Genomic DNA, 13501 nt, shown 5'->3' on the forward strand with positions numbered 1-13501 from the left:
TCACTGATCCTTGCTGCGGGTCGGCCCAGTGGGAGCCTGGCCACCCGGCAGCCGCGCTGGCGGCGTGAGGGCGGGTCCGGAGCCCGAGTTGGTTGCTGGCGAGGGGGGAGAGGAAGGCGCCACCGGGGGACGCGGTGTCGGTGTGGACACCGGAGCTGGAGCCGGAGAGGGCGTCACCGGGGAGCGCGGTGCCGGTGTGGACGGCGAAGCCGGAGGGGGCGCCACCGGGGCCGGGGACTGAGGCGGAAGTGGCCGTGCGGCGCTCGGCGGCGCACCTGTCTTGGCGGGCTGTGCGGCGCTCGGCTTCCCGGCGGGAGTGCCGTCCGGGGACCGGTCCGGTGTTGAGCCGATGATCGGGCCGGAGGGCGTTCCGTCCGGGCGGGCCGTGGCCGGGGCGTTGGGAGTGGCGTGGTTGCCGGCGGCGGACCAGTCCGGTGTTGAGCCGACGACCGGGTTGGAGGCTGTTCCGTCCGGCTGGGCCGTGGCCGGAGCATCCGATCCTCCCGGGTCCTGCTGCCCCTGGGACGGGGACGGGCTGCCGTCGTTCGACGCTCCGGGGCCCTGCATGCCAGGAGAGCTGGCGGCCTTGTTCTTCGCGAGGTCGAGGCCAGCCTTGGCCACCGCCGCCCCAACGGCGACCGGTCCGGCCGCAGCTGTTCCACCGCCCAGCTTTGCCCCCGCTGCCTTGCCGCCAGCCGCCTTGGAGCCGCCACCGACCAAGGCGTCCTGCACGTGCGAGTTGATCGCCCGGTTCGCATGCTGGCCGGGACCGTCGATCGCGGCGGCAGGCCCCGAGGACTGAGCCGCCTTCCGGTCGTCGTGGAGCTGGGCCATCTCATCGCCGAAGGCGGGCACCCATTTGTAGAGCGTGGCGCTCGCGAAAACGGCGAGCAAGAGGATCAGCGCACCGACCAGCGTCTTCGAGACCGTGTCGGACATGCTGCCCGAGGTATCGCTGAGGACCGCGCCGCCGAGGCCCAGCAGCGCGAAGAGCACAGGCTTGCTCAGGCCGATCGCGAAGATACCGCCGAACCACTTCTTGCTCTTGCCCCACAGGTCCCTGTCCACGAGCCCCGCGTTCACGATGGGCCCGAGAGCGACAGCCACATAGATCGCAGCGCCGCGCATCAGCAACTCGATCCACATCAGCAACGCGCCGAGCATCATGATCAAGTTGACCACCAGGAGCTGCCCCACACCGTCTGTGGGATTCGCCGCCATCACCGTGAGCAGGTTCGCCAGGAACGGCTTGAAGTTCGACGTCGCGTAGGGCTCGAAGATGGCTGTGACCTCGTCAATGGCCTTCATCAGCAGCGCAAGTGCGCCCGGCGTCATCGCGTTGACCACGAACTGGAGGAGCAGGAAGCCGATCGCCTCGGAGACCGCTGTGGTCACGGCGACACCGCGGACCGCCCGCTTGGCGACGGCTACGAGCCACAGCGCGACCGTGAGCAAGCTGGAGGCTGCGAAGATGATCGCGTACTGCTGCAAGAAGCCGGCCGATGTGAGGTCGATCTTCGTGGTGCTCTGGATCAGGTCCAGCATCTGCCGGAGGAACCAGATGTTGGCCTCCGTCAGCTTCTGCAGCAGGAAGCCGAGCGGGTCCTTGACGAAGTCGATCGCGGCCTTCGCCTCACACACCATCGGGATGTAGCAGAAGATGGAGTCCGCCCTCGCGGCCTGGACGAGGAAGAACCCCATGACCACGTTGACCACGGCGATGGTCTGGAGCCTGCGCTGCCAGCGGCCCGGAGCGCTCCGCTCGACCTGTAGCAGGCCGGGGGCGTCGTCACGAAGTCGCAGGCGCATTGCTGGCACCTCCCACGTCCGCGAAGCTGTCGGCGGAGTCCGCCTGCTGCATGGCAGGCGGTGCCGGAACGAGCGGCGCCGACGGGGTGACGGCCGTCGTCTTCCACGTGCCGTCGACCCAGACGAGGTCCACGGTCATCCGGAGGAAGGCGACCTGTGGGCGCTGGGCCTCGTCCGCGCCCGCGACCCCGCCCACCGACGCGGTCCACAGCTCGATGCTCGCGGCCTGGTCGGAGCAGGAGATGGTGCGGGTCGCCAAGGCCGCTGTCCGCGTGATCAGCTCGCTGCCGTCTGCCGCCTTGCCGTCCGTTCCGACCCCGCGGTTCTCCGCGACCAGACTGGCCGTCGAGTCCGTGTCAGAGGTGACCGAATCCAGCACGCTCGGTGCTGCGGTGGCCGCCAGCATCCGGTGCCGCCAGTCAGCGTCGGTGAAGAACCGCGGATCGCCGTAGAGCATGACGGCGCTGACCGCAGCGGCGCGGGCTCCCTGCTCGGTCCGCTCGTACGGGGCAGGGAAACCGTCCTGCGCGGTGGTGCCGGTCACGACCGGATCGTCCGCAGCGGCCGGCACGTAGCTGGAGAAGTCTGCGGGGGCATTGGACGCCTCGCGCACGTCGATCGGGGCGACGAGCCCGACAGCGGTCGAACTGTCGCTGAGCTTCCAGTCGTTGGACTCCCAGACCAGGGTGACCGTCACCGACTGGTACCCCACCACCGGGGTCGCGTGCCCGGCGGCGCTGCCGCGGACCGTCGTCGTCCACAGCCGGACCATGGCCCCCTGGCCGTCGTATCCCAGGAGATGGGCGGACAGGACACCGGTGCGGGCAATGGCCTGGTCGGCGGAAACCGTCGGGTTGTCACCCTGGAGCGCACCGACCGCTTGAGCGGCAGACAGGTCGGCCTTCTTCTCCGCTGCGTCGACGGCGTCCCTGGCGGTCATGGCCGCCACGGCTCGGTACCGCACCTCCTTGTTGGTGATGAAGTTGCTACTTCCGCTGACCACGGTGTAGTTCGCTGCTGCGGCCTTCGCACCGTCCTGGGTGTGCGGGTAGCCCACGGGGACACCGTCTACCTCGTGACCGCGCTCTCCGCTCGCCTGCACAGCCGGCCGGGTGTGCGACGAACCCGAGGCGGCAGGCGCGGAAGGGCCACCGGTGGCGAGGCTGACTATCACCCCCGCCACGGTGACGGCTGCGGCTCCGCCAGCTGCGACGCTCCAGAGCTTCGCGGACGGCCTGCGCGGTCCGGCCACCGCAGAAGAATCGTTTCTCCTGGGAGATCGAGGGGTCATGGGTCACACACCCATGCCGTAGGTGATGGCGAAGATGGTGCCGAAGGACGCCACGAGGAAGATGACGGTCAGGCCGCCGACCATCATGCCCTTGCCACGCGAGCTCTCCATGGTGGAGTGGCCTTCGCCGAACCAGCCCTTGCTCTTGCCGACACCCGCGAGGAACGCTCCGCCCCCGATGACGAGGACGATGGCGGCGAGCACACCGAGGAGCACCTTCGCCGTGCCACCGAGCTTCGAGAAAGGGCCCCAATCCGGGGTCACGCCGGACACGATGTCAGCACCTGCGGCGAGGTTCGCGTGGAGGGAAGGGTCGGCAGCGGCAGACAGGAGGTGGTGCATGTTAAATCCCTTCGGGTAGGTTAAGCAGTGGAATCCGACGCCTGTGATGATTTAGGCGATATGTCGCATTGCGACGATGGTGTTGATCGGGCCCGCAGAGCCGGTCCACTGGGCGAGCGGAGTGATCCGAACGACGGCTCCGGTGTGCGGCGCCTCGATCACCTCGTTGTCGCCGATGTACATCCCGACGTGGCCGGGGGCCGACGCACTGCCGTCTGACCCCGGGGTGAACAACAGATCGCCAGGCGCAAGTTGGGAAACGCTGGCCACGGCAGTACCGGAGTTGACCTGGTCGTAAGTCGTCCGCGGGAGGTTCACACCCGCCGCGGCCCAGGCCATCTTGGTCAGCGAGGAGCAGTCGCAGCCGTCCGCCCCGGTATACGGCGAGACGCAGTTGCCGCCCCACTGGTACCAGGTGCCCAGGGCGGTCTTGGCGGCGGCGACAGCCCGAGCGGCGCCGGCAGTGCCAGGGGCGATCGGCTGGATGCCGTCCGCCCACTTCGCCGCCAGATCACGGATGTTCTGCACGTAGTCGCGGGTCTCGGGAAACGGGGGAACGCCGCCGTACTTGATCACGGCGCCGCCGCCGGCGTTGTAGGCGGCGAGCATGTTCTCCGTGGAGTCCCCCGGCACGCCTTTGACTTCGTCGGCCAGGACGCAGTCGTACTTGGCCTGTGCCGCGATGGCATCGGCCGGGTCGAAGACGTCCTTGACGCCGTCGCCGTCCCCGTCCACGCCGTACTGGGCCCAGGTCGCGGGCATGAACTGCGCGAGGCCTTGGGCGCCGACCGGCGACACGGCCTTGGCGTTGAAGTTGGACTCGGTGTAGAGCTGAGCGGCCAGCAGCGATGCCGTGACCTGCGGGCACTCGCCCGCGTGCTTGTTGATCAGGTCGCGGACCCAGCTAGGAACGGGAGCGTCCGTTGCGATTCCGCCGCCCGGACCGGCCTCCTGGGCGGAGGCGGTGTCGGCCCCGCCGAAGGTCGTCAGCAACGCGACGCCCGAGATGGCCAGCGCGGTGAGGAATCCCAGGCCCGCGTGTACGCCCTTGTTCATCGAGCCTCGTCACGCCCAGGGCAACGCGGTGACGCGCCAGCCCTGGGGGGTGTGCTCCAGTCGGAGAGCGAGCTGTTCGCTGCTGCGCTGCTCCGGTCCGGAGTTCGGGGTTGTGATCAGGGTGTAGAGCACGCGAACCAGAGCGGAGGTCTGCGTTGGGCCCGGAGCGCCGTCGGGAGCCACGGCTGAGGTGATCTCGACCGTCTGCCGAGCCTTCTCGGCTCGGAGGGCCGCCCACGCCGCGTCCTGGCCGGGGCGCTGCTGGTTGAGGATGGCCACCAGGTCGCCGGATGCGAACTGGGAGGCGCGGGCCCCGGAGTCGACGAACGAGCTGTCCTGGCCGTCGCGAGCGTCGTGCTCGGCGTAGGCCGTGGTGAACGCCCGCGCGGTTTGCTCGACGTCCGCCGGCAGGGTGGTGCTCGGTGGTGCGGCCGGACTCTCTGCGGCCGGGACCGTGGGCGCCTCCGTGGCGCTCACCGAGACGGTGTTTGGCTGTGCGGCGGAGGGGCGGGAAGCGCCCGGTCCGCTGGCGCAGCCGGCGGAGAGCGCGGCCAGCGTGCTGACGACGCCCACGGCAGCGGATATGCGTGTGAAACGGCTGGATCTGGGCATGTGGAATCGACAATCTTGGTGCGGGGGGATTTCGAGAGATCGGGTGTTGCGGCCCAGGGGGAGAGGGCCGCAACACCCCTTCGTAGAGGAGGGGGATTGCCTCTGCGGGCTTTATCGGCGGCTCGCCGCCGTAGAATTCGCGGGCCAGGGCGGCGGCTCTGTGCCGCACCTTCCGCGAGCTGTTTACCGGACTCGTCGGTTGACCTTCATCCAGGTCAGATGCCGATTCCAGTACCAGTCAATGTGGTGCGCGAAAGCGGTCACTCATATCAAGGCCATCAGCCCCTCTCGGGAAAAGGAGGAGCCCAGGGGCCGGGCTCCGGCGGGCCGAGTGCCTTGTGGCGTTGGCCGTGCCTAAATCCTCACAGAGGTCTGCGGACAACTCGAATCAGCAAAAAAGCCGGAACCTAATTCCAGGAATTAGGTTCCGGCTTCTTGGGCGAGGTCCCGTTTCACGCGTCCTGGCGAAGGTGCTCGATAGCCACCCCGAGCCAGGACGCGGCGGGCCCGGCGACCAGCAGCGGGGCGCACACGCTGTACGAGAGGACGAGGTCGCCGGGCCCTGCCGTGAGGCCGGTCAGGAGGCAATGGTCGAACGGCAGCCAGTCCGGCGAGTCCGACGGCCTCAGCCGCAGCCCCGCGGTGGTCAGGACGAGGCGGGCTGGGGTGTGGTCACGCCACTGCGGCTCGGCGGCAGCCTCGGCCTCTCGGCGCCGTCGGGCGTCGTGCGGGTTCGGCACCCACTGCCGGCCGAACGTCGGGTGGTTCTCGAAGTACCCGGCCGATCGCGGATACACGATGTCGGTCCCGTAGAACCGGGCGGCCCAACACGACACGTCCGCAAGGGCTGCCTCGCCGTCAGCGAGCGGGACGTCCACCACCTCGACCGGCGCCAGCTGGCCGCCGTTCCGGAGATGGGCCGCGAGCGCGGACGCCGCCTGCTCGCCTTCGGTGCGGGCGGGCCCCTCGGCGCGGTTCTGCCGACGTCGCCACATGGTCTGTCCTTCCTGGTCAACGGGTCCGTGCGGTCGCTGCGGTGGGGACCGCAGCGACCGCACGGCACCAACGAGATGAGATCACCAAAGGGCCTTGGAGGCACCGGTGTGCGCCGCCGTGCGCTGGTCCACCTCGTCCTTCAACCGGGCCAGGAGTGCCCCCAGCCGATCATTGCTGATCGGCTGGTGTGCGCGGACGGCCTCCTTGATCGCGTCACGGCTGATCCTGCCGCTCTCCTGGTAGGCGGCCATCGCCACCGGCAGCAGGTCCTCAAGCCACTCGTCGTCGGCGGCTTCCCGGTCCTGTGGGTGGTCGGCGTCGTCCGGGACGGACGGCGCCTGGCCGTGCGCGCAGTCGCGGACCGGCTCGGAATCCAGCGTCTCGGCAACCGCGTGGGACGGCAGCGACTCCTCGCCGGGCGGGAGTCCGGCGCCGTCCGGGACGGACGGCTCGCCGCCGTCCGCGTAGCGGTGGACCGGCTCCGACACCGGGGCCTCAGCAGCAGCCGGGGAGGCTGCCGGCCCGTCCCTGTCCGCGACGTCGGTGGGCTGCCCACCCGTCAGGACCTGCCCGTCGTTCGCTTGGTCCGCCGTTTCGGACGGGTGCACTCCCGGACCGTCCGCAGCTGGCTCGCCGAAGTGGCCGCTTCCGGACTTCCGCAGGTCAACGACCATGGGGACAGCAGCGGACGGCGCGGACGGGCCGGCCGCCGTTCCGGCCGCCGGCCCGGACTCCGCCGGGCGCAACTCCGGCGTCCCCTCGCCGCCCGCAGACAGCTGGACGGCATCGCGGACCAGTCCGGGACCGCCGTCCGCGCCGTCCCGGACGGACAACTCGGCGGTCCGCGCCATCAGGATGTAGAGGTGGACCGAGCCAGCCAGTGCCAACGGCCCGAGCGTCGAAAGCACTCCGACGACCCCGTCCGCGAGGTGCATTGCAGAGCGTCCGGACTGCGGACCGTGGTTCATCGTGACGGCGTGCAAGGCGTTCACCCCCAGGCTCGCCGCAGTGGCCGTCAGGAAGAGCACCCAGACGTACGCTCGCGCACTCAGCGACTGGTGGCGAAGCAGCAGGATTGCCCGCACGCTGTAGCCAATGAAGCCGTCGATGAACACCGGGAACAGGTAACTCATGGTCTCGCTCGCGTGGATCGCGACGGCGACTTGACGCAACGCGTCGAAGGAGAACGCGAAGCCGGCCGCACCGAGCACAATGATCGCGGCGCGGTCCCAGGCCGTCATGCCCTCCTGGGTGCTCGCGATCCGCTGACCGTCGGTCGTCGGTTCTATGTGCGCGTGGGACATCAGAGCTTGCCCCCGTCGCGCGGGGTGATGAACGACCAGGCCGGGGTCTGCGAGAGCAGTTGCCCGAGTTGTTCGAGGGAGGTCACCTCGTGCACGCGCTGGCTGGGGCAGCTCATGCACGACACCCGCAGGGTGATGGAATCTGTGCCGTCCTGGTCGGAGTAGTACAGCTCCAGGTGCTGGCCGCCGACGGTGTCGAGCGAGGCGAACGCCTGGAGGTGCTCTTCGAAGGACAGGAGCCCCAGGGTCTGCCACTCCAGCGTGGCCGCCTCAGCGCCGAGGAGTCGGCGGGCGTACCGGGCTGCTGCATAGGTGGACCGGGGGCCCCACGTGCGGAAGGCATCTTCCCGAGCGGTGGTCCGCCGCTTCTCGCCAGCCGTGAGCTGTTCGGCCGCGGAGAGCATGATCGGGTGGGGCATCGGAGGGCCTTCCATGAGGTTTCTGGTGGGGTTCGTGTTGCGGTCGCCGTGGTCGTTGGCGAGACGGAGCAGGACGTCCGCGTGGCACGGCACGTCGAGCGGGCAGGTACACATGAGGTCGAGGCCGCGGAGCGCGCGGGCGAACTCGTCGGCGTAGAACCGGCCGACCGGGCCCCGGAGCGTGGCGGCGAACAGGTCCACCGCCTCCTCCGCATCCATCCGCGGACCAGCCTGTGTAGGGCTGCGATCCCCGGCCGCGAAGGGGTTCGCGTACGGGCTGAGGGGCCCCACATATGCACAGGCTGTGGACGAGGCTGCGGCGTCCGGCGCCGCTCCGCGCAGGCGAGCAGGCATCAGGCCACCCTCCCGCCGCGCCGACGGTCCGCGCCGATCATCGGTACGAGGCTGGTCACCATCTCGGCCAGGCGGCTTGCCACCCGGTCCCCGACGAAGTCGGTCAAGTCCGGCCCGGTCTCGTCCCGGGCAGGGAGGTTGGATGTGATGACCGTCGGCAGGCAGTGGACGTACCTGTAGTTGACGAGCCTGTACGTCACCTCCTCCACCCACTCCGACGCCTTCGCTGTGCCGAGGTCGTCCAGCAGCAGGTACTGCACTTCGCTGAGCCGCCGTAGCTCCCGCTCCGCAGCGCCCATGACCTGGGAGGGCCGCAGGCGGCCGTACATGTCGGCGCTGTTCACGGTGATCACCTCGAACCGCTCCGGGCCGCCGGCCGCGATCCTCCGCAGCGCGCCGTACGCCTGGTGAGTCTTGCCGGTCCCGGTCTGGCCGGTGAGGAGCAGGGCGCCAGCGGCGGCGTTGTCGGTGAGAGCGCGATCGGCCCAGGCCGTAACCCCTGGAAGGGTCGCTTCGGCGTCGAGGTACCGGGGAGGTGTCGCGGCGCTCCAGCGTTTCAGCGCGTACTCGGAGCGGGCCCGGCGGTGCCACTGCCGGTCGCCCGGGTTGGCCTCCCGCGAGTCGTCTATCGCTTCCGGTACGACCTGTAGCCCCCTCGCTGCGAGTATCCGCTCGATGGCCCGCAGGGATGCGGCGCTGCCCGCGCGCTTCGGCTGGGCCATGATCAAAATCCGTTCTGGTAGGCGCTGGGCTGGGCGGTGTTCTGGAACGGAACCCACGTCCCGGGCTGCCGCCGCAGCGGGACGACGTTGGTCTGTCCTGCCGGCACCAGGGCCTGGTCAGGGAGATCCGCCCAGATGCGGAGCAGGTAGCGGGCGGACAGCGGCGGGCGGTCGGCGTTCCAGCGCCGGGCGACCATCTCGACCAGCCGTTCGCGCCCCCAACGGGCCGCGAGGGCTGTTACCCGATCCCACTCCGCTTCGGTCAGCCGCCAGCCGACGACCATCCCGGCACCGGTCATCGCCGCCACCAGCTCCTTGGAGCCCGCCGGGACCTCGACCGAATCCTGACCGGCTGGAACTTCCCGGAGGTTTGAATCAGGAAAGCTAGCTTGCTTTTGGGTGGTGGTAATACTCCCGTAGGGAGTATTACCACCACGCGCACGCGAGGAAGTAACTTCTGGCTCTCCGCGAAGAGGCTTCCACTTTGAGGGAGCCGCAGGGGATTTCCGGGAAGCTCCTTCTTGGAAGCTCTTGCCGGTTTGCGGAACACCGGGGCCGGAAGTGGGAAGTTTCGGCCCGGCCTGCGCCTCAGCGCTGCCGGCCCGGCCGACGAGGAGAATCGAGTAGCTACTGGGATTGGACGCGCCACCTCCGCGTTCGCGGCTGAGTTCCCCGAGCGATGCCAGGTCACTCAGGCACGTCGTGATCGAGCGGACCGTGAGCCCGGTCAGTCGCGATATCTCCTCCAGGGTCAGGGCCACCCGGCCCTGATTGTCCGCCTCTCGGGCGAGAGCGAGCAGGACGAGCCGCGAACCCCTGCACGACTTGGACTCCGACCAGACCAGGTCCGTCGCTATTTCGCTCATTCGGACTCCCCGTCGAATATCGCTATGAGCCGCGTCGGTGTGAGACCGAAGGACTGGTCGTCTTCCGGGATGTACCCGTTCTGGTGTGGCTCCGGGGTGAGATAGAGCTCACCGGTCGGGAGGTAGAAGTCGTGGGCGAGCCGCCAGTCCGCGACGCCGCCGAGCGTCTGGCGGATCAGCCGCGCCGCATGTTCTTCCGCATCGCGGTCGAGGGACATGCGATTGAAATCCGACTCGAAAAGGTACGTGGCGGCCCGTCGCTCCGGGAAGATCCGGACGAGCACCGCAGTGCGCGCAATGTCGCCGATTGCGTCCCCGAGGCTTTTCCGCGTCGAGGCTGTAAGGTCGTTCTGAGGCATGGGGAGGCTCCCGGAAAGCAAGGGATTCCTTGCTGGAAGAATCGTTTCTGCTCCGCCGTCAGGCGGCGTGGGTGCGTCGAGCCGACAGCGCGGCCAGTTCGGTCCGGCGCTTCTGCCGGTAGGTCCGCGCGAGCTTCAGTAGGTACTCGTGGGTGATCCCTAGACCCCTCGCCACGGCAGCGGCGTCCATCGCGGGGTCCGTTGCGAACCGGGCGATCACCTCGTTGCGCTCGGCCCTGCTCAACGCTGCGGTAGAGCCCCGCAGAGCCCGCGCAACGGCCACCTTGTCCGCGCGCCGCTGCCAACCGGACCGCAGAGCCGAGCGCTCCGAGGCGATCAGACCTCCGCGAATCCCGAACTCCTCGTCATCCCGCAGGGACTCGATCAGGCATCGGGCAGCCGTCGTCAGCGGGCAGGCCGCGCACAGATTCAGCGGCCCGGCCAGGGAAGCGCCCAGCCGTTCCACCGTCTCCACCGGCTCAGACTGCGGACCGTCCCCGCGGGGGAAGAATATGTTGGTATCCCGCCCGGCACACCGGGCGTCCTCGGCCCAGTGCTTTCCCCGAGCCTTCTCGGATTCCCTGATAAGGGGGCCCCAATCGCCCCGCAAAGCCGCCTCGGAGAGGTCGGATATTGTGGTTCTCATTTCGCCTCATGGTGCTAGCTGCACGCAGCGCCGTATCCGGACCGGTGCGAGAAGAGGAATCGAGAGCCGTTGAAACTCTCGGCAAGGGGTGGAGGCGTAAGCTAGGCAGCTTTGCTGTCGACCGAGACTTCGGTAACAGGCTTCGCGAAGTTGTAGATGCGCGAATCGCCAGGGACAGAGAACTCGACGTCGAGGATCTTCCCCAACGTCTCCCACTTCTCGTGGTCCCAGTCCGGTGAGGCGTCGAGCTGTGCGCTCACCCACTCATCAATCGACGCGTCGAGGTCGTCTGCGTCGGCCACGGCCGCCCTCACGCTTCGAGCCGGACGAACACGGCCGGTGCAGGCTCCAGCAAGAGGAGTGACGTGTACGTACAGTGCACAGCCGTCCCCCTGCGATGGGTAGCCGCTTCGGGGCCGCGCTCACGCTCGGCCGACGGTGCGTCCTGGCTGCCACACGAGGCGGAGAGGAGGCTGCTGCGCCTGATGACGTGGTCGAGCCGCCACTGGCAGAGGCCAGCTACTGGGGAAGGGGTTCCCTTCGGCATGGCAAGCATGCGATACTCCATGGTTGCTAGAAACGCGCGCAGCAGGCCACTCGCCAAAGATGTTCTGCCGCCGCGTTGTAGTGAATCGGTGCCCCTCGGGTGCCGACCCGGCGTCCAGGAGTTGGTAGCTCCTGGACGCCTGGCACCATAGAGAAGGCGGACCCGACTAGCGGGTGCGATACAAAAACGTACACTAGTTACGTGGATGTATCAAGGTTGACTACAGTTGCCCTGTCACCGCCCCGACCTGCCCGATCGTCCCCTTGCTGGAGTTCATGTGTCCCCACGTCAGTTCGACGGCAGGCGCGTACGTTCTGTCCGGCGGGGCATGGACCTTAGCCAGGGTGAGTTGGGCGCCAAGGTGGGCGTCAGCAGTGCCGCTGTAGCACGGTGGGAGAACGGCGACGACCACCCCAAGGGTGAGAAGCTCCCCGCGATTGCAGCCGCGCTCGGTCAGCCGCTCGATGATCTGTTCCCTCACGACGGGCCGCCGGACCTCCAGCTCCTGCGATGCGACGCCGGTCTGAGCGTGGCGCAGGCCGCTGCGATCATCGGCGCGAGTCGCGTGCCGGTGAGCAACGCGGAGTCCGGTCGGCGCCGGCTGAACGACGCCTATGTGCCACCGCTCGCAAAGGCATATCGGGTGACCGAAGCGGTCTTGCTGGCCGCCCAGGACTGCTCGTTCGGGATTCGCTCAGGGGCCTCGCCTGACCAGCAGGCGTCGGCGCCCCGCACGATCGGCGAGAAGATCAACTACCTCCTGGAGCACGGGTACGTGGGCCAGGAGGTGCCCTCTGACGAGGAGATCGCGCGGGTCGTAAATGATCACGCGGGCGGACCGGTCGTTACCGTCGAGGACATCGTCGCCCTACGTACGGGCGCCACAACCGATGCCCCCGAGGTAGTGCGCGCCGGCCTGGCCGAGGCACTCCAGGTCGATGCTGCCCTCTTCCAGGATGACGCCGAGGTCAGCCAGTCGGCGCGCGAGTTCCTGGAGGCGATCCGCTTCCTCGGCTCGATCCAACGAGGGCAGATTCTCGGTCTGGCTGCGCGCGGCCAAAGCGAGGGCCTGTCCGCCGAGATGATGGCCAAGATCAACGATCTCGTCGGAGAGCTGAAGCACAAGCTGCCAGAGGCGCAGGACGGGGACTGACGCCACCGGCCATCGGTCCTCGCGGGCCTCGACCTGCGAGACGGTTCCGCTCCTCGGGTTTCCGAGTCTGACGCGGACCGTCGACCACACATGGACCTGCCGGCATGAGCCGTGCCACAACCCCGCCGACAACAGTGAAGGGACTGCGGCGTTGCCCCGTGGGGGCAACGCCGCAGTCCCTTCACGCTGTACCTGACCTCGGAACCCCTAGGCGCCGGCCTACGACGCGGCGAGATCCACGCCGAGCAGGTCGGAGAGCGTGGCCACCGTCCGCGCGGGGTCCACGTTGTGCACCCCTGCGAGGCCAAGCTGCTCAGCTGCCTTGACATACGCCTCGGTGTCGTCGACGAAGATGCACTCCTCGGCCGGCAGGTCCATGAGCTTGAGCGTGATCTCGAAGAGCTCCCGGTCAGGCTTGCGCATCAGGTGGTGCTCGGAAATCACCACGACGTCGTACAGCCGCTCAAGCTCGTAGCCGTCGTACAGGTCCCAGGGCGAGAGGCCCACCGAGTTGGACAGGATGCCCACCTTGATCCCGGCCCGCCTCGCCGCAGCAGCCGCGTCGATCAGCCGCGGCTCGGGGCGAAGGTCGCCAAAGATGCGGCCCATAAGGCCGTCGGGGGACACGCCCAGCATCTGGCCGGCGAAGGTGTTCCATTCGGTCTGGGAGACCACGCCGCGCTCAAGGTCGCTGGTGATCCGGACACCTTCCTCGTCCTTGTACAGGGCCGTGAGGCACGCGCCCTGCGGAAGGCCCTCCCGCTGCTCAAAAGCGAGCACCGCGGGCAGCAGCGGCGTGGTGAGCACTCCGCCGAAATCGAGGATGAGGCCGGTGCGGTTGGACATGCGGGAACTCCATTACTGAGATTTCGGACGCCCATCCAGACCGGACAGCGTCGTGTCCCCGGCTACATATGGTGACGACAGTAGCTGTGCGTCGCAGGCCAGGGGGCACCTGTGGGCAGATCAAGACCAATCAGTCCGCACACCCACGATACCAAACCAGTTCATGCAGCGGATGGTGC

At 68.6% G+C, this 13501-nt stretch carries 15 protein-coding genes; 1 reads left to right on the forward strand and 14 read right to left on the reverse strand.

Going from position 1 to position 13501, the window contains the following annotated elements:
- The 13 genes from ABD323_RS03235 to ABD323_RS03295 all read right to left on the reverse strand — a co-directional run bounded on the left by ABD323_RS03235 (position 1) and on the right by ABD323_RS03295 (position 11078).
- The gene (locus tag ABD323_RS03235) at positions 1 to 1809 is read right to left on the reverse strand and encodes a hypothetical protein (RefSeq protein WP_344438837.1); all 1809 of its coding nucleotides are present in this window, start codon (positions 1807 to 1809) and stop codon (positions 1 to 3) included.
- Complete coding sequence (locus ABD323_RS03240) at positions 1790 to 3061, reverse strand: DUF8175 domain-containg protein (protein ID WP_344438840.1); 1272 nt, start codon at positions 3059 to 3061, stop codon at positions 1790 to 1792. The genes ABD323_RS03235 and ABD323_RS03240 overlap by 20 nt, the downstream gene beginning before the upstream one ends.
- Before the next feature lie 42 nt (positions 3062 to 3103).
- Entirely contained in the window at positions 3104 to 3442 is a 339-nt protein-coding gene (locus ABD323_RS03245) for a hypothetical protein (protein ID WP_344438842.1), read from the reverse strand.
- A gap of 51 nt (positions 3443 to 3493) precedes the next feature.
- The gene (locus ABD323_RS03250; RefSeq protein ID WP_344438845.1) at positions 3494 to 4498 is read right to left on the reverse strand and encodes a C40 family peptidase; all 1005 of its coding nucleotides are present in this window, start codon (positions 4496 to 4498) and stop codon (positions 3494 to 3496) included.
- Positions 4499 to 4507: 9 nt separating this feature from the next.
- Positions 4508 to 5071, reverse strand: coding sequence for a hypothetical protein (locus tag ABD323_RS03255; protein WP_344438847.1), 564 nt, complete (start codon positions 5069 to 5071; stop codon positions 4508 to 4510).
- Positions 5072 to 5562: 491 nt separating this feature from the next.
- Positions 5563 to 6105, reverse strand: coding sequence for a hypothetical protein (locus ABD323_RS03260; protein WP_344438849.1), 543 nt, complete (start codon positions 6103 to 6105; stop codon positions 5563 to 5565).
- A gap of 81 nt (positions 6106 to 6186) precedes the next feature.
- Positions 6187 to 7410: a DUF2637 domain-containing protein gene (locus ABD323_RS03265; protein WP_344438851.1), complete on the reverse strand. Its 1224-nt coding sequence runs from the start codon at positions 7408 to 7410 to the stop codon at positions 6187 to 6189.
- Complete coding sequence (locus ABD323_RS03270) at positions 7410 to 8183, reverse strand: DUF6195 family protein (RefSeq protein WP_344438853.1); 774 nt, start codon at positions 8181 to 8183, stop codon at positions 7410 to 7412. Before ABD323_RS03270 ends, ABD323_RS03265 begins: the two co-directional genes overlap by 1 nt.
- Positions 8183 to 8905, reverse strand: a complete 723-nt coding sequence (locus ABD323_RS03275; RefSeq protein ID WP_344438856.1) for an ATP-binding protein — start codon at positions 8903 to 8905, stop codon at positions 8183 to 8185. The genes ABD323_RS03270 and ABD323_RS03275 overlap by 1 nt, the downstream gene beginning before the upstream one ends.
- 2 nt (positions 8906 to 8907) lie before the next feature.
- Positions 8908 to 9771 carry a cyclic nucleotide-binding domain-containing protein gene (locus ABD323_RS03280; RefSeq protein ID WP_344438858.1) on the reverse strand — a complete coding sequence of 288 codons (864 nt, stop codon included), beginning with the start codon at positions 9769 to 9771 and terminating at the stop codon, positions 8908 to 8910.
- Positions 9768 to 10130: a hypothetical protein gene (locus tag ABD323_RS03285; protein WP_344438860.1), complete on the reverse strand. Its 363-nt coding sequence runs from the start codon at positions 10128 to 10130 to the stop codon at positions 9768 to 9770. The genes ABD323_RS03280 and ABD323_RS03285 overlap by 4 nt, the downstream gene beginning before the upstream one ends.
- A 58-nt stretch (positions 10131 to 10188) precedes the next feature.
- Positions 10189 to 10776, reverse strand: a complete 588-nt coding sequence (locus ABD323_RS03290) for a WhiB family transcriptional regulator (RefSeq protein ID WP_344438862.1) — start codon at positions 10774 to 10776, stop codon at positions 10189 to 10191.
- 101 nt (positions 10777 to 10877) lie between these two features.
- Positions 10878 to 11078, reverse strand: a complete 201-nt coding sequence (locus ABD323_RS03295) for a hypothetical protein (RefSeq protein ID WP_344438864.1) — start codon at positions 11076 to 11078, stop codon at positions 10878 to 10880.
- A gap of 522 nt (positions 11079 to 11600) precedes the next feature.
- Between ABD323_RS03295 and ABD323_RS03300 the strand changes: the two genes are divergently transcribed.
- Positions 11601 to 12476 (forward strand): helix-turn-helix domain-containing protein, encoded by an 876-nt coding sequence (locus ABD323_RS03300; RefSeq protein WP_344438867.1) that lies wholly within the window; start codon positions 11601 to 11603, stop codon positions 12474 to 12476.
- A gap of 219 nt (positions 12477 to 12695) precedes the next feature.
- Here ABD323_RS03300 and ABD323_RS03305 read toward each other — a convergent pair whose 3' ends face one another.
- Positions 12696 to 13322 carry an HAD-IA family hydrolase gene (locus ABD323_RS03305; RefSeq protein ID WP_344438869.1) on the reverse strand — a complete coding sequence of 209 codons (627 nt, stop codon included), beginning with the start codon at positions 13320 to 13322 and terminating at the stop codon, positions 12696 to 12698.
- Positions 13323 to 13501: the final 179 nt, after the last annotated feature.

The sequence above is a fragment of the Kitasatospora nipponensis genome (assembly GCF_039528135.1).
In the GTDB taxonomy this organism is placed as follows: domain Bacteria; phylum Actinomycetota; class Actinomycetes; order Streptomycetales; family Streptomycetaceae; genus Kitasatospora; species Kitasatospora nipponensis.